Genomic DNA, 21,942 nt, shown 5'->3' with positions numbered 1-21,942 from the left:
TGAGCAGGCGTGACGCCGCAACCAGGTCCACACTGTGGCCGTGGGACGCTCGGGACGCGGTTCGCGGCGGAAGGGCGTGGCCCGCGGCGTGCACGGTCTCGCGGCGGCGGGGCTCGTCGCCGCGGGCCTGGCGGGGTGCACCCAGCCCGGCGGCGTCACCGGTCACCTCTCGGTCGCCGCGGCCCAGGCGGCGTCCGCATCGGCGAGCAGCGCCCTCGGGCTCGAGCTCTACCTCGCGGGCTCGACCACCGCGACGGTCGCGGACATCACGCTGATCGACATGCTCGACGAGGCGGGACGGGCCCAGGACGCGGCCGCGGCCCAGGCCGTCGCCACCCCGCAGGACCAGGAGCTGCGCACCACGGTGTCGGCGGCCATCGGCAAGGCCGCCGACCGGATCGTCCAGGCGCGGGCGATCGTGGCCGGCGCCGCGCCCCGCGCGGACGGTGCGGCGCTCGTGGAGGACCTGCGGACCCGCGCCGACACGCTCTCCGCCACGGCGGACCGCCTCGAGGCGGCCGCGGGATGAAGAAGGTCCTCGGCCTCGCCCTGGGCATCCTCACGGCCATCGGCGGGTTCCTCGACATCGGGGACCTGGTGACCAACGCCGTCGTCGGCTCCCGCTTCGGCCTGTCGCTGGCCTGGGTGGTCGTGGTCGGCGTCATCGGCATCTGCCTGTTCGCGGAGATGTCCGGGCGGGTCGCCGCCGTGAGCGGCCGCGCCACGTTCGAGATCATCCGGGAGCGGCTCAGCCCCCGCATGGCCTTCGCGAACCTGAGCGCCTCGTTCCTGATCAACCTGCTCACCCTCACGGCGGAGGTCGGCGGCATCGCCCTCGCCCTGCAGCTCGCCAGCGACGTCGCCCCGCGGCTGTGGATCCCCGTCGCGGCGCTCGCCGTCTGGCTCGTGGTGTGGCGGGTGAAGTTCCAGGTGCTGGAGAACGTCACCGGGCTGGTGGGGCTCACTCTCGTGGTCTTCGCGGTCGCGCTGTTCCTCCTCGCCCCCGACTGGTCGCGGCTCGCGCAGGACGCCCTGGCGCCGTCGGTGCCCACCGGCGAGCACCCCCTCACCTACTGGTACTACGCGATCGCGCTGTTCGGGGCGGCGATGACGCCGTACGAGGTGTTCTTCTTCTCCTCCGGTGCGGTCGAGGAGAAGTGGAGCGTGAAGGACCTGGGCCAGGAACGGCTCAACGTCCTCGTCGGCTTCCCGTTCGGCGGGCTGCTGTCGCTGGCGATCGCCGGCTGCGCGACCGTCGTGCTCCTGCCCGCAGGGATCGAGGTGACCTCCCTGTCCGAGGTCGTCGGACCCGTCGCCCTCGCCGGCGGCAAGCTCGCGCTCGCCGTGGTCATCGTCGGCATCGTCGCCGCCACCTTCGGTGCCGCCCTGGAGACGGCGCTGTCGGGCGGGTACACCGTCGCGCAGTTCTTCGGCTGGTCCTGGGGGAAGTTCCGCCGCCCCGTGCAGGCCGCCCGCTTCCACCTCGTCGTCATCATCTCCCTGCTGGTGGCGGTGGGTGTGCTGATGACGGGGGTGGACCCGGTCAAGGTGACCGAGTACTCGGTGGTGTTCTCCGCGATCGCGCTGCCGCTGACCTACCTGCCCATCCTCATCATCGCCAACGACCCGCAGTACATGGGCGAGCACGTCAACGGCCGGTTCACCAACGGCGCGGGGATGGTCTACCTGGTGATCATCGTCGTCGCCTCCGTGGCCGCCATCCCGCTCATGCTCCTCACCGGGGCCGGCGCATGAGCCCGCGCGCGCGCCGGGCCGCCGAGCGGCTTCAGACGCCGCCCCGCCCCGCGGGGCAGGTCCTCGACGCCCGCCTGCACCTGCTCGACCGTCAGGTGCTCGACGTCGACGACGTCCCCGTCAGCACCGTGGACGACATCGACATCGCGGGCCTCGAGCCCGGCCGGCGGCCCGGGCACGAGGCCGGGGAGGTGCCGTACATCGCCGCGCTCCTGACCGGGCCGGTGCTCGGCACCCGGATCTTCGGCGGCCATCCGCCCAGCCACCGCTGGCTGCGGATGCCCTGGTCGGACGTGAGCAACGTCGGCGTCGCCGTGTCGCTGGGCGTCCGGGGCGAGAACCTCGACCTGACCTGGTTCGAGCGCTGGGTCCGCGACCACGTCATCGCCCGGATCCCCGGGGGGCGGCATGCTCCTCACTGAGCTCATCGGGCTGCCCGTCCGCGCGGCCGGCGAGGCCGTCGGCTACGTCACCGACGTGCGGTTCGTCCTCGACGGCCCCCCGGAGGGGCGCCTCGCCCGGGCGCGCCTGCACGGGCTGCTGGTCAGCCCCCGCACCCGCGGGTCCTTCCTCGGCTACGAGCGCTCCACCGTCACGTCACCCCGCCTGATCGGCTCCTTCCTCGCGTGGCGTCACCGGGGCACGGTGCTGGTGCTCTGGCCCGACGTCGTCTCGGTCACGACGGAGGGCGTCACGCTGGCGGCGGGCTACCGCCGCTACGACCCGGTGCTGTGACCGATTCCCGTGGACGGGCCTCCGCCGGGCGGGCGGGGGTGTGCGACCATTGCGCCGTGGCACGCGGTGATGGACGGCTCTCGCACGAACTTCTACCAGGTGAGAAGGGCCCGCAGGACGAGTGCGGCGTCTTCGGGGTCTGGGCGCCGGGGGAGGACGTCGCCCGCCTGACCTACTTCGGCATCTACGCGCTGCAGCACCGCGGGCAGGAGTCCGCCGGCATCGCGACCTCCGACGGCGAGAAGATCCTCGTCTACAAGGACATGGGGCTGGTCTCCCAGGTCTTCGACGACCGAGCCCTCCAGGCGCTGACCGGTCACATCGCGATCGGCCACACCCGCTACTCCACCACCGGCTCCTCGTCGTGGGAGAACGCCCAGCCCACCCTCGGCCCGACCGCCTCCGGGACGGTCGCCCTCGGGCACAACGGGAACCTCACCAACACCCGCGCCCTGATGGGCCTCGTCCACGAGCGCTTCGGCAAGGACCTCAGCGGCGAGCTGGGCCGCGGCTCCTCCACCGACACCGCCGTCATCACTGCGCTCCTCGGCGGCACCGCGGAGGGCGGGGACCGGCTCGAGGACGTCGCCATGGAGGTGCTCCCGCTCCTCGAGGGCGCCTTCTCGCTCGCCTTCATGGACGAGCACACCCTCTACGCTGCCCGGGACGCGCACGGCATCCGCCCCCTCGTGCTCGGCCGGCTCGAACGGGGCTGGGCCGTGGCCTCGGAGACGGCGGCGCTCGACATCGTCGGCGCGACCTTCGTCCGCGAGGTGGAGCCGGGCGAGCTCCTGGTCATCGACGCGGACGGCATGCGCTCCCGTCGCTTCGCCGACGCCACTCCGCACGGCTGCGTCTTCGAGTACGTGTACCTCGCCCGTCCCGACACGAAGATCGCCGGGGTGCCGGTCAACGGCGCGCGCACCGAGATGGGCCGGGTCCTCGCCCGCGAGAACCCGGTCGACGCCGACCTGGTCATCCCCACCCCCGAGTCCGGCACGCCCGCCGCGATCGGCTACGCGCAGGAGTCCGGGATCCCGTTCGCCCAGGGCCTGGTGAAGAACTCCTACGTGGGCCGCACCTTCATCCAGCCGACCGACACGATCCGCCAGCTCGGCATCCGGCTCAAGCTCAACCCCCTCAAGGAGGTCATCGCCGGCAAGCGGCTGGTGGTCGTGGACGACTCGATCGTGCGCGGCAACACCCAGCGCGCCCTGGTCCGGATGCTCCGGGAGGCGGGAGCCGCGGAGGTCCACGTGCGGATCTCCTCCCCGCCGGTGAAGTGGCCCTGCTTCTACGGCATCGACTTCGCCACGCGGGCAGAGCTGATCGCCAACGGGCTGACCATCGAGGAGATCAGGAGCTCCCTCGGGGCCGACTCCCTGGCGTACATCTCCATCGACGGCATGGTCGAGGCCACCACCGTGCCCACGAACCGGCTGTGCACCGCCTGCTTCACCGGTTCGTACCCCGTGCCGATCCGGGGGGCCGCCACCGTCTCGGGGGCGGACGCACCCAGCGTCCCCGGCGCACCTGGTGCACCGACCGCCGGGCCGGACGTCCCGGGCGTCCCGGCCGAGCCCGCCGTGGCCGGCCCCACCACGATCTCAGGAGCGATGCAGCAGTGAGCGAGACCAGCCCCGCCCGGCCCGACGCGCCGATCACCTACGCCGCCGCGGGGGTGGACACCGAGGCGGGGGACCGGGCCGTCGAGCTCATGAAGGAGGCCGTGCGCGCCACCCACACCGGCGCCGTGGTGGGCGGCGTGGGCGGGTTCGCCGGGCTCGTCGACGTCTCGGCGCTGAAGGACTACCGCCGGCCCCTGCTCGCCACCTCCACCGACGGGGTGGGCACCAAGGTGGCCGTCGCGCAGGCGATGGACGTGCACCACACCATCGGCCACGACCTCGTGGGCATGGTCGTGGACGACATCGTCGTCGTGGGCGCCCGGCCGCTGCTCATGACCGACTACATCGCCACCGGCAAGGTGGTGCCCGAGCGCGTCGCGGACATCGTCCGCGGCATCGCCGAGGCGTGCGCCCTCGTCGGCACGCCGCTGCTGGGCGGGGAGACCGCCGAGCATCCGGGGCTGCTCGGCGAGCACGAGTACGACGTGGCCGGCGCGGCCACCGGCGTGGTCGAGGCCGACGCCGTGCTCGGCGCGGAGCGGGTGCGCGCGGGGGACGTCGTCGTGGCGATGGCCGCCTCCGGCCTGCACTCCAACGGCTACTCGCTCGTCCGCCGGGTCCTCGACGTCGCGGGCTGGGCCTACGACCGGCAGGTGCCGGAGCTGGGCCGCACGCTGGGCGAGGAGCTCCTCGAACCAACCAGGCTGTACACGCCCGCCTGCCTGGACCTGGTCGACGACCCTGCCATCGACGTGCACGCCTTCAGCCACGTCACCGGCGGGGGGCTCGCGGCCAACCTCGCCCGGGTGCTTCCCCGGGGGCTCGTCGCCGACGTCGACCGGTCCAGCTGGGTGGTGCCGCCGATCTTCGAGCTGGTCCGCAGGCTCGGCCAGGTGCCGTGGCAGGACCTGCAGAACACGCTCAACCTGGGGATCGGCATGGTCGCCGTGGTGCCCGCGGCCGACGTCGACGCCGCGGTCGCGGCCGTGACCGCGCGCGGGATCGACGCGTGGGTGCTCGGCGGCGTCAGCGAGGACGACGGCACGCCCGGAACCGACGGCGACGCCGTGCGGGGCACCAAGGGCGTCGACGGCGGGGCCGTGCGCCTGGGTGGCCATTACCGCACCAGCTGAGCCGTCGCGGCGCTGCCGGCCGCTACCGCACGAGCTGAGCCGGCGCCGTGTGCCGGGTTCGGCCGGGCGGGGTGCGCCGTGACCCCGATGGGTCGCCCCAGACCGGGCATGGTGCGCCGTGGCTCGGCGGGGAGCGCCGCGCCCCGGGCGGGCCACGTCGGCGCACGGAAGATCGCCGTGCCCACCACTGGGGTGGGCACGGCGATGAGTCGCGGAACTGACCGGACGACGTGCGGGAGGCTGTCACCGCGCCCGGAGGCGACGGTGGCGGCACATCAGCTGGAACGGATGTCCCAGTCCTTCCCAGGTTCGTCCCAGTCCTCCGTGGCAGGAGGGATCCGGCCGTAGGCGTCGCCGTCTACGTCGTCAGTACGCGACGTGAGCTCTTTCTCGAGAGCTCGGTAGTCGGTCTCGGGGCTGAAGTACTTCAGCTTGCGAGCGACCTTCGTCTGCTTGGCCTTTTGACGGCCGCGCCCCATGGCGTCGACCCCCTCCAACGTAGAACCGGGGCAGGCACCGTGCGGTGCGGCCCCGTGTTTATGGTCATCTGTGTCGTGTGGCCACGGTACATGGTCTACGTGCCCCGCAGCCATTCCACGGGGGCCGCCACGCTGTGGACACTGTCTCATCCGGGCGCTGTCGGGGTTGCGCGCTTGGCGGTCATACGGGCGTATACGTCCTGATTGTCGGGACCATGGGCCCGATCGGGCGTGCGGGGGGCGTGATTGGCTGGCTCCAGCCCCACGCGCACCCGGCGCGCGAGAGTTGAGTTTCCCGGGAGGGTAGCCATGGCGACGATCAATGGCACGGCGGAGCAGCTGCTCACGCCGTCGGAGGTGGCAGCGAGGTTCCGGGTGGATCCCAAGACGGTGACCAGGTGGGCAAACGCGGGGAAGATCTCCTCGATCCGCACCCTGGGCGGTCATCGGCGGTTCCGCCGCAGCGAGGTCGAGGACCTCCTCGTGGCCAGCGGCATGACGCCCGACGAGGGGCAGCCCGACGCCGCCGCACCGTCGCGGTAGACCGCACCTGAAGGCGGTCGACGGCGGACCGGGCCCGAACGAGGTCGACGGCGTCCCGTGGCCGGCGCGGGCGTACCCGCGGCGGCCCGGTCCGCCTGCCCTGCCGCCGGCGTCCCGTGGCCGCGGCCCGCACCCGGGCCGCGCCGAGGTCAGCGGGAGCGGCGGGCCACCGCGATGAGGGTGGCGCCGGCCGCGAGGACGGCGCCGAGCACCGTGAGGGCCTTGCGGTCCCCGCTCCCGAGGTCGTCGGCGAACGCCTTGGCCTGGCCGCCCGCCGCGGCCGCGGCGGCCTTGGCCCGGCCGCCCGCCGCGGCCGCGGCGGCCTTGGCGCTGTCCTTGGCCGCGTCGACCTGACGCCGGGGGTCGAGCTTGTCGCTGAGCTCGTTGACGGTGCTCGTCAGCTCGAGCCGCGTGCGGGCGAGGTCCGCCTCGATCTCCTCCGGCGTGCGCTTCCTGGGCTGCTCTGTCGCGTGGCTCACCGCTTGATCCCTCTCTTGACGGCGTCGACGTCCTCCTTCAGCCCCTCCTGGGGATTCGCGGCGAACGCCTTGGAGGCGTCGATCTTCTTCTTGCCCAGCAGACCCGCGATGGCGGCGACGATCAGCAGCACGACACCCACGATCAGCGCCGAGAGCCACGCCGGGAGCACGGTGGCCAGCCCGAGCACCGCGGCGGCCAGGAGCACGCCCACCGCGTACAGCGCGACCACTCCCGCGACCCCGAGGAACCCGGCACCCGTGCCGAGCCGCTTGCCCTTCTCGGCCAGCTGCAGCTGGGCGAGCTGGAGCTCGTCGCGCACGAGCCGCGAGAACTGCTCGGACACCGAGGCGACGAGCTCACCGACGCTGCGCCCCTTGCCTGGTCCCTCAACACGTTCGGCCTCGACCACTGGGGTGGTCCGCTCTGCGGATGTGCTCACCGCGATCTTCTCCTCGCTGGCGCCGTCGCCGGCGCCCTGGTTGCTGCCGCGGGCGCGTCGGCCCGGACACCCCATGATTGCGGTCCGTAGCCGGGCATGCACGCCCACCCGCCCTAGGTTTCCACGTTTGTGACCTGCGTGGGGACCAGCCACGCCCACGTCCGGCGTCGACCGGTCGCCTGCGCACCGGCAGGGCGGCGGCAGGACGGCGGCACCCGGGGCGCCGCCGTCCTACTCCTGGGCCACGGCGTCGAGGACGGGCAGGCTGGTCGCCCGCCAGGCCGGCAGGAGGGCCGCGACGACGCCGACGACGCCGGAGAGGAGCACCATCACGCCGAGCAGGTCCCACGGGATGGCGAGCTCGGTGAGCCCCTGGTCGGCGAAGACGGTCGGCAGCGCCGAGGCGAGGGAGACGCCCACGGCCACGCCCAGCAGGGTGCCGAAGACGGCGGTCAGCACCGACTCGATGACGACCGTCGCCGCCAGCTGCAGCCGCCCGAGCCCGACCGCCCGCATCAGCCCGATCTCGCGGGTGCGCTCGATGACCGAGAGCGCCAGCGTGTTGACGATGCCGAGCACCGCGATGACCACGCTGAGCCCGAGCAGGGCGTAGAGGATGACCATCGCCCGGTCCACCTGCTCGGCCAGCGAGCTCGTCAGCTCCGCCGCGTCCTGGACCGTGAGCACCACGTAGGGGGCGACGACGGCGTCCAGCGCGCCGCGGAGCGTCTTCTGGTCCACGCCCGGGGCGCCGTTGACCAGCACGGCGAGGACGGCGCTTTCGTTCGCCGGGACGGCCGCGGCGAAGAGGCCGGAGTCCATGACGACCGGGGCGGCCAGCAGCTGGGAGTCGATGACGGCGGCCACCCGGGCCTCGCGCGGGCCCTGGGCCGTGGTCACGGTCAGGGCGTCACCGACCCTCCAGCCGTGCTCGACGGCGGCGGTCCGCGCCACCGCCACCTCGCCGGCGCCGAGGCCGCCGAGCGAGCCTTCGTCGACCTTCACGGCGATGGTGCGGCCGAGGGCGCCGGCGGGCAGACCGGCGACCCGGTAGGTCCCGGCCGTGCCGCCCGGTCCGGTGATGCCGGCCCGGCCGATGGTCACCGTGTCCGCCCGCCCGACGACGTCGAGCGCGGCGATGTCCGTGGCCACCTGCCCGGGCACGGTCCGGGTCGCCGACTGCACCCAGAAGTCGGCCCGCGACTCGGACGCCACGATCGCGCTGGTGGAGGCCTGCGCGGACTCCGCGAGCACGGCGCACGCGCCCACAAGGGCCATGCCGATCATGAGGGCGCCGGCCGTGCTCGCGGTGCGCCGCGGGTTGCGGGTGACGTTGCCGCGGGCGAGGCGCCCCATGGGCCGCGCGAGCGAGACGAACGGGACCGCCAGGACGCCCAGGGTCACCGCGGCGATGACGGGGGAGACGGCGAGCGTGCCCAGCAGCACGCCGCCCGCGCCGGCACCGAGCCAGCTCCCTGCGTGCGTGGTGCCGTCCCGGACCGACAGGATCGTCGCCGCCACACCGCCGGCGAGGACCGCCGCGCCCACCACGGCGCGGACGCGGAGGGTGCGCTCGACCAGGACGACGTCGTCGCGCATGGCCTCCACCGGCGGCGTGGTGGCGGCCCGCCGGGCGGGAACCAGGGCGGCGAGCACCGATAGGGCGGTGCCGAGCGCCAGGACGCCGAGGCCCTGGCGGGACGTGATCACGACGTCGCCGGCGAGGTCCATGCCCATGGAGGCCAGCCACTCGCGCAGCAGGGCGATGAGCCCGATGCCGGCGGCGATGCCCGCGGCGGAGCCGACCACGCCGACGACGACGGCCTGGCCGAGCACCGTGGTCAGCACCTGCCGCGGGGAGGCCCCGACGGCGCGCAGCAGCGCGAACTCGCGCTGGCGCTGCCGCACGGCCATCGCGAACGTGTTGGCGATGATGAAGGCACCGACGAACAGGGAGATCAGCGCGAACACCAGCAGGAAGGTCCCGAGGAACCCGAGCAGCTGGTTGATGGCCTGGTTGGCCTCCTCGCGCACCTGCTCCCCGGTGACGACCTCGACGCCCTGCTGACCGGCGACGGCCGCGGCGACGCGGTCCTTCAAAGCCCCCAGGTCGGTGCCGGGGTCGGCGAAGATGGCGACGGAGGGGACGAGCCCCTGGGGGGCGAAGGCGGCCTCCCCGGTGGCGGGATCGAGTAGGACGAGCGTGGTGCCGACCATGGGGTTGCCGTAGGTGGCCTCGCCGACCACCCGCACGTCCGTGAGGCGCCCGGCGCCCACGACGACCCGGGTGGTGTCCCCGATGCGCAGGCCGGAGGTCTTCAGCGCCGTCGTCTCCAGCGCGATCTCGCCGGCGTTGCGCGGCGCGCGGCCGGCCACGAGGGTGCCGGACGGGTCGTGCTCGCGGAGCACGCTGCCCAGCGAGGGGGCCTGGCCGTTGACCACCGCCTGCCCGTCGGCGCCGATGAGGACCACCGCGCCGAGGATGTCCGGGACGGCCTGGTCCACCCCCTTCACGCCGGCGACCTCGTGCGCCAGCTGGATCGGGACGGGCGTGCGCGGCTGCCCGAACTGCTGCGGCTGGCCCTCGGGGCCGGCGTCGCCGCGGGCGTCCGGCACCCCCCGGAGGTAGAGGTCGCCCTGGGTCGTCGAGGCGATGATCGAGCTGAAGGTGTCCGCCAGCATCGCGCGCAGCGAGAACGTCCCGGTGACGAAGGCGATCCCGAGCGTCACGGCGAGCACGCTGAGCAGGAAGCGGCCGAGGTGGGCGCGGACCTCGCGCAGGGCGACCCGGAACATCAGGCCCGGTGCCCGCTCGGGTCGTGGCCCGCGTTCGCCGGCACCGCTCCCGGTCCGGCCCCGGCGCCCGGAACCTCGGCGGGTGACGCGCCCGGAACCGCGGCCGGCACTGCGCCCAAAACCGCGGCCGGCTCCGCCGTCGTGCCTGCCGGCGCGTCACCGGCCAGGCGGCGCTCCCGGGCCGCGCCGAGCGCGCCGAGGGCGTCCAGGATCGTGGCGGCGTCGGGGCGCAGCAGCTCGGCCTCGAGGCGGCCGTCGGCGAGGAACAGCACGCGGTGGGCGTATGCGGCGGCGGAGGCCTCGTGGGTGACCATGACCACCGAGTGGCCGAGGTCGTCCACGCTGCGGCGCAGGAAGCCGAGCACCTCCGCCGCGGCGCGGGAGTCGAGGTTGCCGGTGGGCTCGTCGGCGAAGACCACCGACGGCTCGGCGATCAGGGCACGGGCGCACGCCACGCGCTGCTGCTGCCCGCCGGAGAGCTCGCTCGGGCGGTGGTGGAGGCGGTCCTCCAGGCCCACGGCGCGCACGACGGCGTCGAAGCGGGCTTGGTCCACGGGCCGGCGCGCGATGTCCAGGGGGAGGGTGATGTTCTCGGCCGCGGTGAGCGTGGGGACGAGGTTGTAGGCCTGGAACACGAAGCCGATGCGGGTGCGCCGCAGCTTGGTGAGCTGGCGCTGGCTCATCCGGGAGATCTCCACGCCGTCGACGACGACGGAGCCGGAGGTGGGGGAGTCGAGCCCGGCCATGCAGTGCATGAGCGTGGACTTGCCCGACCCGGACGGGCCCATGATGGCGGTGAGCTCCCCGCGGCCGAGGTCGACGTCCACCGCGTCGAGCGCGCGCACCTGGGTGTTGCCGGCCCCGTAGACCTTGGTCAGGCCGCGCGCCGAGGCGATGGCGCCGTCCCCCGGCGGGTCCGGGAGGTGCGCCGGGGCGGGACGCAGTTGCGCGGGCGCGCCGGCGTGCGCCGCGGCCCTGTTGTGCGTCGGCGTGCCGGCGTGCGTCGGGGTGCCGGCACCCGGCTCGTGCCTCCCGGCGGGGGAGTCGTCCTCAGGTATGGCGTTGGTGTGCCTGCCCATGGAGAGATTCTCGCTCACGGCGGCCGAACGGGCCCAGTATCGGCGTCGCCGCCGCGCCGGGGCGCCCGACGCCCGCGCGGGAAGGTGCGGACGCGGCGCGTGCCGGGCGCACGAGAGGCGGACGCGGGCCGGTGCCGGGCATGAGAGAGGCCCCGCACTCGGTGAGTGCGGGGCCTCTGGGTGGTGGCTCCGACCGGCGTCGATCCGGTGACCTTTCGATTTTCAGTCGAACGCTCTACCAACTGAGCTACAGAGCCAAGACACGAACGCCCAGTCCTAGGACTGGGCGTCCGTACCGGCGACCCCGACGGGACTTGAACCCGCGACCTCCGCCGTGACAGGGCGGCGCGCTAACCAACTGCGCTACGGGGCCTCGTGTGAGGCGTGGAGCCTGGTACTGCTTGTTCTGTTCTCATACTACCTGTGGTGCGTACCCCCAACGGGATTCGAACCCGTGCTACCGCCGTGAAAGGGCGGGGTCCTAGGCCGCTAGACGATGGGGGCCCGTTACTGCCGTGGACGCCCGTGACGCTTGCAGCGCCCCAAGACCTCCGAAAGCATATGGGAAGGATGTCCTCAAGAGCAAAACCAGGACGGTGTGCTTCCCGTCACGCTCGCGTCGGGTCTGGCGTCCGGGGCGCAGGAGGGCAGGATGGACCCCGTGGTGGACATGTCGCGCGAGGCCTTCGAAGAGGCAGTCTCCGATGCCCTGGACCTCATCCCCGTCGAGCTGACCGACCGCATGGACAACGTCGTCGTCCTCGTCGAGGACGAGCCGACGGCGGAGCAGATGCAGGGCGAGGAGGACGAGGACCTCCTGGGGATCTACGAGGGCACGCCGCTGACGGAGCGGGACTCGTGGTGGGCGGCCGGCTCGCTGCCGGACCGCATCACGATCTTCCGGGGCCCCACCCTGCGCCTGTGCGAGACGACGGAGGAGGTCGTCGACGAGGTCGCGATCACCGTCGTCCATGAGGTCGCCCACCACTTCGGCATCGACGACCGGCGCCTGCACGAGCTCGGCTGGGCCTGAGGGCGTGGCCGGGCCTGACGGCGCGGCCCGGCGGGTCTGACGGCGCGGCCCGTCACTCCCCGGCGCCGGCCTGCCCGTCCGACGACCCGGCGCCGGTGGACATGACCGTGCCGGAGCTGACCTCCACCAGGGGTGCCTCGGCGGGACGCCCGCCGGCGCGGCCGTCGAAGGTCGGCAGCGTCAGGCCGCTGTCGTCGTCGACGGGGGCGCGCAGCATCGTGGCCGTGGCCCACCCGCGCGCCAGAAGGTAGTGGTCCGTCCCGGGCTCGTCCTCGGCCTCGACACCGGAGTAGGTCAGCTGCACGTACCCCTTGCGCCGCTCCTTGACCCGGGCTTGCACGGCACCGAAGCTCGCCAGCTCGGCTGACCGGAGCCCGCGCAGCCGTTCAGGGGCGACGTCGGGCACGTTGATGTTGAGGACCCGGTCGTCCTGGTCCTGCTTGACGAGCCAGTCCAGGCCGAGGGCGGAGACCTGCTCGGCGGTGTCCCAGTGCTGCGGGTCGGCCGAGGCGATCGACACCGCCATCGCGCGGATGCCGTGGCCGGAGGCGGAGAGCGCAGCGCCGACCGTGCCGGAGTGCAGGATGGCGCGGCCCGTGTTCGCACCAAGGTTGATGCCGCTCATGACGACCTCGGGCTTCTCGCCGAAGGCACCGAAAGAGGCCACGAAGGTGATCAGCGCCGGGGCGGCCTTGACCCCGAAGGCGCGCACGCCGTCGGGCAGGCCGGGTGGTCGCTCGTCGACGAGGACGAGGTGCCCGTCCTCCTCCTGGGCGGTCAGGGCCGCGCTGGCACCCGAGTACTGGCGGTGGGGGGCGACGACGACGACCTCGTGGCCCGCGTCGAGCGCCGCGCGCGCGAGGACGGTCAGACCCGGCGAGGCGATGCCGTCGTCGTTGGTGACGAGTACACGCACCTGAGAACCATCTCCTTAGGCCATCTCTTCGATGGTGATCCGTTCCGCGAAGCGTTCGATCTGGTCGCGGCGGCCGGTGCCCAGGCCGCGCCGGGTCACGTTCAGCGCGCCCGCGGCGGCGCCGAGCCGTACCGCGCCGTAGATGTCGAGGCCGCGGCCGATCCCGACGGCGATCCCGGCCGTCATCGAGTCCCCGGCGCCGCGGTGGTCGAGCGGGGTCACGACGGGACCCACCGCCCGGCGGGAGCCGTCGGCGGTGACGATCAGTGCGGGATCCTGGGCGCGCGAGACCACCATCGCCTCCACGCCGCCGGCGACCATCTCGCGGGCGACGGCCAGCAGCGACGCCGGCTCGGCGTCCTCGGTCAGGCCCGCGGCGCGCACCTCCTCGTGGCTCATCTTGAGCACGCTCGGACCGGCCTTGGCCGCGACGCGGGCGGCGTTGCCGGAGAGGTCGGCCACCACCGGCTTCCCGGCGGAGCGCAGATCCCGGATGATCCGGCCGAAGAAGCTCGAGGGCACCACGGACGACGGCTCCGCGCCGGTGACCACGAGGACGTCGGAGTCGAGGGCGTCGACCAGCAGCGTGCCGTAGAGGTCGTCGAGCTCGTGACGGTTCAGGGCGGCAGGGGGCATGTGGGAGACGATCTCGCGGTCCTCGCCGCGCAGGTCGTAGACGTAGGCGCCGTTGCCGCCGTTGTACGTCACGGCGTGGATGGTGAGCCGGTCGCTGCTCAGCATCTGCGCGACCGCTGGCCCCAGCTCGCCGCCGAAGGGCCCGCAGACGGTGACGTCGGCGCCGAGCGAGACGGCCATCCGGGCGACCCACAGGCCCTGACCGCCCGGGTGGAGGTGGATGTCCGTGTGCTCGGGCGCCCGGCCGGAGTCCTCGTGGGGCGAGGCGATCTCGACGACGAGCAGCGGCGTCGGCGCCAGGACGCAGATGCGCGGGCGGCCCGCGCCACCCCCGACGGCGACGTCCGGGGTGCCCGGCAGGTCGCCGGCGGCGAGCCGAGACGCCGGGACGGGTCGCGCAGGCGTCGCCGCGACCGGCGCGGGCCCGGGCAGGACGGGGCGGTCGGAGACCTCGGTGGGGGGACGGCCAGGAAACCCTCCCGGGGCGCCCTGCGCGAGGGGCTGCCGGGGGGAGCGCCCCTCGGGCGAGCGGCCGTCCATGTGCGGGAGCCTATGCGGCCACCGGGGCCCGCGCGAGAGGTTGGCGGGCCGTGCGAAAGGCCCGCGGGCCGCGCGAGGGATCGGCGGGCCGTCCGAGGGGTCCGCGTGGCAGCGAGGGGCCGCGGGCCCGCGAGAGGTCCGCCCGGCGCCCGGCAGGTTCCCGCCGTCGAAGGGCTGGCAGCGGGTGGGCGGGCGGGGCACGATGTGGGGATGACGATCCCCGAGGGAACGACGACGTCGCCGGCCGGGCCCGTGCGCATCCTGGAGGGGCAGGCCGCGAGCGAGCGTGCGGCTCGGGCGCTCGCCCGCTACTACGCCGAGCTCGGTGAGCGGATCGAGGGCTTCGACGTCTCGCTGCTCGAGGCCGCCGACCCCACCGACGTCACGCCGCCGCACGGGGACTTCATGCTGCTGACCGAGCTGGTCACCGGGACGGTCCTCGGCTGCGGCGGGGTCCGCGTGCTCTCCGGCACGGAGGTGGAGCTTCGGCGGATGTGGCTCTCGCCCGACGCGCGGGGCAAGGGCCTCGGGCGGTTCCTGCTGAGGGCGCTCGAGAACCGGGCGCGCTCCCTCGGCGGGCGCCGCGTGGTGCTCAGCGTCAACGAGGCGCTCACGGAAGCCGTCAGCCTCTACGAGTCCGCCGGGTACGAGCCGACCACGCCCTTCGGGGACAACCCGTTCGTGCAGATCTACCTCGGCAAGGATCTCGGCTGAGGTCGCCGGCCGGGGTCCCGCGCCACCCCCGGCCGTACCGGACGACTCGTCCCGGCTTCATCTCGGGTCCCCAGCGGACTCCCAGGAAAGCGCACGTAGCCTGGAGACATGACGCCCGCCTCGCTCGATAAGACCGTCGAGACCACCGTCAGCTTCCTCACCGTCGTCCTGTGGGTCGCGGGCGGGATCTTCGTCGGCCTGCTGGTCTCCTACGCGATCACCGGCGCCATGCGCGTGGTCAACCGCAGGCACCCGATCATCACGCTCATCTCCCGGCGGGAGCGCAAGCCCCTCCGGGTGATCCTCGTGATCGTGGGCGCCTGGACGGGCCTGGTGCTCGCCACCCCGGTCGCGGCCGGCATCCGGGAGCCGACGTGGCGCGCGCTCGCCCAGCACGGCCTGCTCATGGCCCTCATCGCCGCGATCACGTGGCTGGCCGCCGGCCTCCTGCGGGTGATGGAGGACACCGCGCTCGCCCGGATCCGGGCCGCCGGTGACCCCACCTCCCATGCCCGCCGGATCCAGACCCAGGCGCAGGTGCTGCGCCGCGTGGGGGTCGCCGTCATCGTCGTCCTCGGGATCGCCGCGATCCTGCTGACGTTCCCCGGGATGCGCGCCGCCGGGGCCAGCATCCTCGCCTCGGCGGGCATCCTCTCCGTGGTCGCCGGCCTTGCCGCCCAGACCACGCTCGGGAACGTCTTCGCCGGGCTCCAGCTGGCCCTGACCGACGCCATCCGCGTCGACGACGTCGTCATCGTCCAGGGGCAGTTCGGCCACGTCGAGGAGATCACCCTGACGTACGTGGTGGTGCGGCTGTGGGACGACCGCCGCATGATCATGCCGTCGACCGACTTCACCACCAAGCCGTTCGAGAACTGGACGCGGCAAGCCCCCGAGCTGCTCGGGACGGTCGAGTTCGACGTCGACTGGCGCGTGCCCGTCCCCGCCGTCCGCCTGGAGCTCGAGCGGCTGCTGCGGCTGACGGACATGTGGGACGGGCGGGTGGGCATCCTCCAGGTGGAGAAGGCCGTCGGCGGGGTGGTCCAGGTGCGCGCGCTGGTCTCCGGGAAGGACGCCCCGACGCTGACCGACCTGAAGTACTACCTCCGCGAGAACCTGGTCGACTGGTTCCAGACCCAGGCGCCCTACGCGCTGCCGCGCACCCGGCTGGAGCAGCAGGACGTCGTCGAGGTCACCGAGGACCGCAACGACATCCTCTACGACGAGCTGGCACAGGAGCTCACCGAGCTGGCGGACCTCGACGGGGCGCAGGTGCCGACGCAGGACACGCTCGTCGAGGCGCCCGTCCAGCAGGACCCGGAGGAGCGCCGCAAGCGCGAGGCGGCGGCGCGCCGGGCCCGCCGTCGTGCGAGCCGGGAGGATCGCCGGAGCCTGCGGACCGGCGGCGGCCTGGGCCGGGCGGGCGACGAGCAGCGCCGGCGCCCGTCCTCGGACGCCACGCAGGTCATGGATCCCATCGAGCTCGGGCTGGACCCGGCCGAGGCACCCGGCGGGGCCCACCGCGACGACGCCCGGACCGCCTCCTCGCCCGAGCGGGCGGCGGCCGCTCCGGCACCCGCGCGGACACCGGCAGCTGAGCCCGTGGGCGCACCGGCACCCCAGCCTGAGGGCGCTCCGGCACCCGCGCCCTCAAGTGCGCCGGCGCCCGAGCGAACGGGCGCCTCCGAGCCCGTGCCCGCGGCCGACCATGACGGGCAGCCGAGACCGGACATGCGGCGCCGCCGGTCCCTGCGCGAGCGCCTCCAGCCCGGCCCGGCGCCGGAGCCGCCGGGGGCCAGCACCGCGGTCCTCGCGCCGATCACCACCACCGCGGGGCACGAGGCCAGCCTCTTCACCGGCTCCCCCGAGGCGGAGGAGCGGGCCCAGGCCTTCTCCGGGCCCGGGCCGGAGGCGCAGGAGGAGCGCGAGCTCGTCGCCGAGCGCAAACGTGCCGCGGCGGACGGGTCGCAGGGCGGCGACGACGCGCAACGGGCCCGGGAGGTGTTCGGGAAGGACGCCTCGCCCGACGGCGACGGCGGCGACGGCGACTGAGCAGCGCCGGGACCGAGATGACGGGGCGCCGCCGGGGGAGGACCATGGAGCCATGAATGAGTCCAGGAAGGCTGTCGAGAAGACCGACGAGGAGTGGCGGGCCGAGCTCGACCCGTTCGAGTACCAGGTGCTGCGCCAGGCCGGCACGGAGCGTCCCTTCACCGGTGCGCTGCTGAACGAGCAGCGCGAGGGCGTCTACCGCTGCCGCGCGTGCGGGGCGGAGCTGTTCCGCTCGACCACCAAGTTCGAGGCCCACTGCGGCTGGCCCAGCTTCTACGCCCCCACGGACAACGACGCCGTCGAGCTCATCCAGGACCGCTCGCACGGCATGGTGCGCACGGAGGTGCGCTGCGCCAGCTGCGGCTCCCACCTCGGGCACGTCTTCGACGACGCCCCGCAGACCCCCACGGGCGACCGGTTCTGCATGAACTCCGTCTCCCTGACGTTCGAGGAGCGCCCGGACGGGGCCTGACGGCCGCCCCGTGAGCGACGCCGTCGCCCCGCTCGCGGGGCGCGGGCCCGACCCCCTCCGGCTGCTTACCCTCAACCTCCAGCACGGCACCCCCGCCCGGGGCACCGCCCGCGAGGACCGCGCCACGGAGGGCGGCGCGCTGTTCGCCGCCGCCCACGAGATCGCCGCGACGGGCGCGGACGTGGTCCTCCTGCAGGAGGTGGACAGGGGGCAGCGGCGCTCGGGCCGCGTCGACCAGGCGGCCCTGCTGGCGGATGAGCTCGGCATGCGGTGGCGCTTCGCCCCCAGCCTCGCCGGCTCCGCCACGGGGCTGCGCCTGCCCGCCGTGCGGGCCACGGCGCCCCGGCTCCCGGGCTACGGCGTCGCCCTCCTCACGCGCCTGCCCGTGCGCTCCTGGCACGTGCGGCGCCTGCGGGGCGGCGGCCCGCGCGTGCTGCGCGGCGGTTCGCCCTGGTGGGCCGCCCGGGCCTGGTCCCCGCGCCTGGACCCCGCCCGCGTGTGCCTCGCCGCCGTCCTCGAGACCCCCGGAGGGCCGCTCTCGGTCGCCGTCACGCACCTGTCCGTGGACCCCCCGACGGCACGGCGCCAGCTCGCCGACGCCGTCGCCGTCCTCGGCGCCCTGCCCGGCCCGCGCGTGCTCGGCGGGGACCTCAACCTCCGCCCGGCCGAGGTCGCCGGCGTGGTGGCCGACGGCGGCCTCACGCCCCTCGCCAGCGCACCGACCTTCACCAACGCCCGCCCGCGCATCCAGCTCGACCACCTGCTCGGGGACGGGGCCGTCACGGCCGTGTCCGCCGCCCGCACCCACCACCTCGCGATCTCCGACCACGCCGGGCTCAGCGTGGACGTGGTTCTGGAGCACTAGCGACCGGGTGCGAGGATGAACCGCCGTCGCGGCGACGGCTCCAGACGCTGAGGAGGACATCGCGTGGCTGCCGTGTTCACCGGGTTCCTCTCGCTGGCCGTGATCGTCCTCCTCGGCTACCTGCTCGCGCGGTGGCACGTGCTCGGCCCCGGCGCCGCCGAGGGCCTCTCGAAGCTGACGTTCTTCGTGGGCACGCCGGCGCTGATGTTCCTCACCCTCGCGCGCGCCGACGTGGCGGCCGTCTTCTCCGAGAGCGCCCTGGTCAACTGGATCACCGCGGTCGTGCTCGCCGCCGTCTACGCCCTCGTCGCCCGGTTCGTGCTGCGCCGCCGCGGGGCGGAGGTGACCCTCGGTGCCCTGTCCGCGAGCTACGTCAACGCCGGGAACATGGGCATCCCCATCCTGGTCTTCGCCGCCGGCAGCGCCGCGGCGATCGCCCCGGTGCTGCTCTTCCAGCTGCTCGTCATGGTGCCGGTGAGCTTCACCATCCTCGACCTGCAGACGGGGCGCCGCGGCGTCTCCCGCGTGGCCACCCTGACGTCACCCCTGCGCAACCCGCTCGTGGTCGGCGTGGCCCTCGGGCTCGTGTTCTCCCTCACCGGCTGGCAGCTGCCCGCGCCGGTGCTCCTGCCCGTCCAGATGATCGCCGACATCGCCGTGCCGATCATGCTGCTCTCCTTCGGCCTGTCGCTGCGCGGCGCGCCCCCGCCCGGCCGCGGCGAGGGTCGCGGGACGCTGTGGTTCGCCGTCGTCCTCAAGAACCTCGCGGGACCGGGTCTCGCCTTCGTCCTGGGCCGCTACGCGTTCGACCTGACCGGGACGGCGCTGCTCGCGCCCGTGGTCGTGGCCGCGCTGCCCACCGCGCAGAACGTCTTCGTCTACGCCATGCGCTACGGGCAGGCGGTCGCGGCCTCCCGCGAGACGATCCTCCTCACCACCGTGGCGTGCGTCCCGGTCGTCGTCGCCCTCACGGGGCTGCTCGGATGATCCGCCGCGGCGCGCCACGGCCCCGGCCTGGCGGGCCGGGCGGGCGCGGGACGGGTGGCCCCCGCCGGGGCGCGGTGGTGCCGGCCCCCGCGCTCTTCATGGTCTCGGGCGCCAGCCAGTACCTGGGCGCCGCGCTCGCCGTCGGGCTCTTCGCCATCATGCCCGCCACCACGGTGGCCTGGTGGCGGATCCTCGTCGCCGCCGTCCTGCTGGTGGCCTGGCGCCGGCCCTGGCGCCGCGTGTGGACCGCGCGCACGGCGGCGGCCTCCGCGCTGTTCGGCATCATCCTCGCCGGGATGAACCTGCTGTTCTACGTCGCCATCGACCACCTCCCGCTCGGCAGCGCCGTGTCGCTGGAGTACCTCGGGCCCGTGGCGGTGGCGGCGGTGGCCGGCCGGGGCCTGCGGGTGCGCGGCGCGATCGTCGTCGCCCTGCTCGGGGTGCTGTCCATCTCCGGGTTGGGGCTCGACTGGTCCCGCCCGGGCACCGGCGTCGGCGTGGCCTTCGCGCTCGCGGCCGGCGCGGCGTGGGCCGGCTACATCGTGCTGGGGCGGCGCATCGCCTCGGGGCGCAGCGGCCTGGACTCACTCGCCGTGGGGATGGCGGCGGGCGCGCTCGTGTACGCCCCGGTGGCCGCCGGCACGGCCGGGGAGGCGCTGGCGTCGCCGGCGCTGCTGCTCGGCGTCGTCGGCGTCGGGGTGCTCTCCTCGTTCCTGCCCTACGCCGTGGACCAGGTGGCGCTCACCCGGCTGCCCGCCCCGACCTTCGCGCTGCTGACCTCGCTGCTGCCCGCGACGTCGCTGCTGGTGGGGCTCGTCGTGCTCGGCCAGGTGCCGTCGCCGGGGGAGGCGGCGGGGCTCGTGCTCGTCAGCGTCGCCGTGGCCCTCGCCTCGGGGGCGGGCGAGGCCCCGGCGAAGGCCTGAGCGGCGCCCGCTCCGGGTGCCTGGGCGACGCCCGTTCCGGGCGCCGGAGGGGTGTCGCGGGGCCGCCGGCGCGGGCGGCCGCCCGGCAACGCTGTGAGTGCAGTCACCGGACGGAGACGCCCCACAACACGCGTCGCGTGCCATACTGACAGCAGGGACCGCTGCTTGACGGCGCCCCGACATCGCACAGCACGGCTTACAGCGCCGGCGGCTCGGCCGCCGATGACGCAACTGCGGAGATGCCTGCGGTGACCTCCTGCTGAGAGAAGTACCTCTTCGTGCTCGACACCACCACTGTTTCCCCCTCCATGCCCGCGAACGCCGACGGCGCAGCCACCTTCGGCGCGCTCGGCGTGCCCGCGGTGCTGGAGAAGTCCCTGATCTCCCGCGGCCTCACCGCGCCCTTCCCCATCCAGTCCGCCACGCTGGTGGACACCCTCGCCGGGCGCGACGTGCTCGGCCGCGGCCGCACCGGCTCGGGCAAGACCCTGGCCTTCTCCCTGCCGCTCGTGGCCCGGCTCGCTGCACTCGTGCCCTCGGGCGAGACGCTCCCCGGCCGCAGCGCGCCGAGCCACCCCCGGGGCCTGGTGCTCGCCCCCACCCGCGAGCTCGCCACGCAGATCGCCGAGACCATCACGCCGCTGGCCACCGCGGCCGGGCTGCGCGTCACGGTCATCTTCGGTGGCGTCAAGCAGGGCCGGCAGGTCGAGGCGCTGCAGCGCGGCGTCGACATCGTCGTCGCCTGCCCGGGCCGCCTCGAGGACCTCATGAACCAGCGCCTCGTGCACCTCGACGCCGTCGCTGTGACCGTGCTGGACGAGGCCGACCACATGGCCGACCTCGGCTTCCTGCCCGGCGTCACCCGCATCCTCAAGGCCACCCCGGGCGGCGGGCAGCGCCTGCTGTTCTCTGCGACGCTCGACAACGGCGTGGACCGGCTGGTCAAGCAGTTCCTGGACAAGCCGCTGCACCACAGCGTCGACTCCGCCGAGTCGCCCGTCGCGGCGATGGACCACCACGTCTTCGAGGTCGCCGGGACCGCCGAGAAGAACGACCTCGTGCAGGCCCTCGCCTCCGGCACGTCCCGCCGGCTGCTGTTCACCCGCACCAAGCACCAGGCCAAGAAGCTGGCCCGCCAGCTGACCGCGTCGGGCGTCCCCGCCGTCGAGCTGCACGGCAACCTCTCCCAGAACGCGCGCGAGCGCGGCCTCGAGGCGTTCGCCTCCGGCGAGGTCCGGGTCATGGTCGCGACCGACATCGCAGCGCGCGGGATCCACGTCGACGACGTCGACCTCGTCGTCCACGTCGACCCGCCGGCCGAGCACAAGGCGTACCTGCACCGCTCCGGGCGCACCGCCCGCGCCGGTCACGCCGGGGACGTCGTCACCGTCGTGCTGCCCGAGCAGCGCGGGGACTTCCGGTCCCTCGCCCGCGCGGCGAAGATCCACGCTACCCCCGCGAGGGTCGTGGCGACGGACCCGCGGGTGGTCGCGCTCGTCGGCGAGACCGCCGGGTACGTCGCCCCGGAGCAGGCGCCCGTCGCGGCGTCGCGCAAGGTCGACGCCCAGCAGGCCGGGCGCGGCAACGGCGGGGCCCCCCGCACGTCGGCCGGCGCGGCCGGGCGCTCGTCCACGCGCAGCCGGCGCGGCCGCGGCGGAGTAACCCATGTCGCCGATGGGCTGCCTGGGCACCACGGTCGACCCGCCGAGGGAGGCGACCTTCTCGAGCGCCGAGTCG

21 protein-coding genes, 3 tRNA genes and 1 pseudogene are annotated in these 21,942 nt (G+C 74.4%); 15 read left to right on the top strand and 10 right to left on the bottom strand.

What is annotated here, in order from left to right; genetic code table 11:
* Nucleotides 1–40 precede the first annotated feature (40 nt).
* The 6 genes from EJK16_RS02270 to purM are packed head-to-tail and all read left to right on the top strand — an operon-like array spanning nucleotide 41 to nucleotide 5,251.
* Nucleotides 41–529 carry a hypothetical protein gene (locus EJK16_RS02270; RefSeq protein WP_127125934.1) on the top strand — a complete coding sequence of 163 codons (489 nt, stop codon included), beginning with the start codon at nucleotides 41–43 and terminating at the stop codon, nucleotides 527–529.
* Nucleotides 526–1,755 (top strand): Nramp family divalent metal transporter, encoded by a 1,230-nt coding sequence (locus EJK16_RS02265; protein ID WP_127125932.1) that lies wholly within the window; start codon nucleotides 526–528, stop codon nucleotides 1,753–1,755. Before EJK16_RS02270 ends, EJK16_RS02265 begins: the two co-directional genes overlap by 4 nt.
* Nucleotides 1,752–2,177, top strand: coding sequence for a hypothetical protein (locus tag EJK16_RS02260; protein WP_127125930.1), 426 nt, complete (start codon nucleotides 1,752–1,754; stop codon nucleotides 2,175–2,177). Before EJK16_RS02265 ends, EJK16_RS02260 begins: the two co-directional genes overlap by 4 nt.
* Complete coding sequence (locus EJK16_RS02255; protein WP_127125928.1) at nucleotides 2,164–2,490, top strand: PRC-barrel domain containing protein; 327 nt, start codon at nucleotides 2,164–2,166, stop codon at nucleotides 2,488–2,490. The genes EJK16_RS02260 and EJK16_RS02255 overlap by 14 nt, the downstream gene beginning before the upstream one ends.
* A 56-nt stretch (nucleotides 2,491–2,546) precedes the next feature.
* On the top strand, nucleotides 2,547–4,118 hold the full coding sequence (gene purF, locus EJK16_RS02250) for an amidophosphoribosyltransferase (RefSeq protein ID WP_127125926.1): 1,572 nt from the start codon (nucleotides 2,547–2,549) through the stop codon (nucleotides 4,116–4,118).
* Nucleotides 4,115–5,251, top strand: coding sequence for a phosphoribosylformylglycinamidine cyclo-ligase (gene purM, locus EJK16_RS02245; protein WP_127125924.1), 1,137 nt, complete (start codon nucleotides 4,115–4,117; stop codon nucleotides 5,249–5,251). Before purF ends, purM begins: the two co-directional genes overlap by 4 nt.
* A 275-nt stretch (nucleotides 5,252–5,526) precedes the next feature.
* Here the strand turns inward: purM and EJK16_RS19995 are convergent, their stop codons facing one another.
* Complete coding sequence (locus tag EJK16_RS19995) at nucleotides 5,527–5,730, bottom strand: DUF3073 domain-containing protein (protein ID WP_127126075.1); 204 nt, start codon at nucleotides 5,728–5,730, stop codon at nucleotides 5,527–5,529.
* A 309-nt stretch (nucleotides 5,731–6,039) separates the two neighbouring features.
* Here EJK16_RS19995 and EJK16_RS02235 point away from each other — a divergent pair, with 309 nt between their 5' ends.
* Nucleotides 6,040–6,273 (top strand): BldC family transcriptional regulator, encoded by a 234-nt coding sequence (locus EJK16_RS02235; RefSeq protein ID WP_127125922.1) that lies wholly within the window; start codon nucleotides 6,040–6,042, stop codon nucleotides 6,271–6,273.
* 149 nt (nucleotides 6,274–6,422) lie between these two features.
* Here EJK16_RS02235 and EJK16_RS02230 read toward each other — a convergent pair whose 3' ends face one another.
* The 7 genes and pseudogenes from EJK16_RS02230 to EJK16_RS02200 all read right to left on the bottom strand — a co-directional run bounded on the left by EJK16_RS02230 (nucleotide 6,423) and on the right by EJK16_RS02200 (nucleotide 11,571).
* Nucleotides 6,423–6,752: a DUF3618 domain-containing protein gene (locus EJK16_RS02230; protein WP_127125920.1), complete on the bottom strand. Its 330-nt coding sequence runs from the start codon at nucleotides 6,750–6,752 to the stop codon at nucleotides 6,423–6,425.
* Complete coding sequence (locus EJK16_RS02225; RefSeq protein WP_240645726.1) at nucleotides 6,749–7,192, bottom strand: phage holin family protein; 444 nt, start codon at nucleotides 7,190–7,192, stop codon at nucleotides 6,749–6,751. The genes EJK16_RS02230 and EJK16_RS02225 overlap by 4 nt, the downstream gene beginning before the upstream one ends.
* Nucleotides 7,193–7,423: 231 nt before the next feature.
* On the bottom strand, nucleotides 7,424–9,988 hold the full coding sequence (locus EJK16_RS02220) for an ABC transporter permease (protein ID WP_127125916.1): 2,565 nt from the start codon (nucleotides 9,986–9,988) through the stop codon (nucleotides 7,424–7,426).
* A gap of 173 nt (nucleotides 9,989–10,161) precedes the next feature.
* A pseudogene (locus EJK16_RS02215) lies at nucleotides 10,162–10,932 on the bottom strand (ABC transporter ATP-binding protein); the annotation flags it as partial.
* Nucleotides 10,933–11,248: 316 nt separating this feature from the next.
* Nucleotides 11,249–11,324, bottom strand: a tRNA-Phe gene (locus EJK16_RS02210).
* Nucleotides 11,325–11,366: 42 nt separating this feature from the next.
* Nucleotides 11,367–11,440: transfer RNA gene (locus tag EJK16_RS02205), tRNA-Asp, on the bottom strand.
* A gap of 58 nt (nucleotides 11,441–11,498) precedes the next feature.
* Nucleotides 11,499–11,571 (bottom strand) — tRNA-Glu (locus tag EJK16_RS02200).
* 148 nt (nucleotides 11,572–11,719) lie between these two features.
* Here EJK16_RS02200 and EJK16_RS02195 point away from each other — a divergent pair.
* Nucleotides 11,720–12,100, top strand: coding sequence for a metallopeptidase family protein (locus EJK16_RS02195; RefSeq protein WP_127125912.1), 381 nt, complete (start codon nucleotides 11,720–11,722; stop codon nucleotides 12,098–12,100).
* 52 nt (nucleotides 12,101–12,152) lie between these two features.
* On the opposite strand, the gene surE is transcribed toward EJK16_RS02195, so the two are convergent.
* Both surE and EJK16_RS02185 read right to left on the bottom strand, forming a co-directional pair.
* Nucleotides 12,153–13,016 (bottom strand): 5'/3'-nucleotidase SurE, encoded by an 864-nt coding sequence (surE, locus tag EJK16_RS02190; protein ID WP_127125910.1) that lies wholly within the window; start codon nucleotides 13,014–13,016, stop codon nucleotides 12,153–12,155.
* Nucleotides 13,017–13,031: 15 nt separating this feature from the next.
* Entirely contained in the window at nucleotides 13,032–14,192 is a 1,161-nt protein-coding gene (locus EJK16_RS02185; protein WP_127125908.1) for a PfkB family carbohydrate kinase, read from the bottom strand.
* A 210-nt stretch (nucleotides 14,193–14,402) separates the two neighbouring features.
* Between EJK16_RS02185 and EJK16_RS02180 the strand changes: the two genes are divergently transcribed.
* The 7 genes from EJK16_RS02180 to EJK16_RS02150 all read left to right on the top strand — a co-directional run.
* Nucleotides 14,403–14,906 (top strand): GNAT family N-acetyltransferase, encoded by a 504-nt coding sequence (locus tag EJK16_RS02180; RefSeq protein WP_127125906.1) that lies wholly within the window; start codon nucleotides 14,403–14,405, stop codon nucleotides 14,904–14,906.
* A 108-nt stretch (nucleotides 14,907–15,014) separates the two neighbouring features.
* Nucleotides 15,015–16,958 (top strand): mechanosensitive ion channel family protein, encoded by a 1,944-nt coding sequence (locus tag EJK16_RS20495; RefSeq protein WP_304999933.1) that lies wholly within the window; start codon nucleotides 15,015–15,017, stop codon nucleotides 16,956–16,958.
* Nucleotides 16,959–17,010: 52 nt separating this feature from the next.
* Nucleotides 17,011–17,430 (top strand): peptide-methionine (R)-S-oxide reductase MsrB, encoded by a 420-nt coding sequence (gene msrB, locus EJK16_RS02170; RefSeq protein ID WP_127125904.1) that lies wholly within the window; start codon nucleotides 17,011–17,013, stop codon nucleotides 17,428–17,430.
* Between the two features lie 10 nt (nucleotides 17,431–17,440).
* Entirely contained in the window at nucleotides 17,441–18,295 is an 855-nt protein-coding gene (locus EJK16_RS02165) for an endonuclease/exonuclease/phosphatase family protein (RefSeq protein ID WP_127125903.1), read from the top strand.
* 63 nt (nucleotides 18,296–18,358) lie between these two features.
* Nucleotides 18,359–19,282 (top strand): AEC family transporter, encoded by a 924-nt coding sequence (locus EJK16_RS02160; protein WP_127125900.1) that lies wholly within the window; start codon nucleotides 18,359–18,361, stop codon nucleotides 19,280–19,282.
* 77 nt (nucleotides 19,283–19,359) lie between these two features.
* A complete protein-coding gene (locus tag EJK16_RS02155) occupies nucleotides 19,360–20,205 on the top strand; it encodes a DMT family transporter (protein WP_205739557.1) in 846 nt (281 codons plus the stop codon).
* A 308-nt stretch (nucleotides 20,206–20,513) separates the two neighbouring features.
* The coding region (locus tag EJK16_RS02150) for a DEAD/DEAH box helicase (protein WP_164737179.1) at nucleotides 20,514–21,942 on the top strand (1,429 nt) is incomplete at its 3' end.

This window comes from Georgenia sp. SYP-B2076 (assembly GCF_003991205.1).
In the GTDB taxonomy this organism is placed as follows: domain Bacteria; phylum Actinomycetota; class Actinomycetes; order Actinomycetales; family Actinomycetaceae; genus Georgenia.
This window is presented reverse-complemented; position numbering and strand designations above follow the sequence as displayed.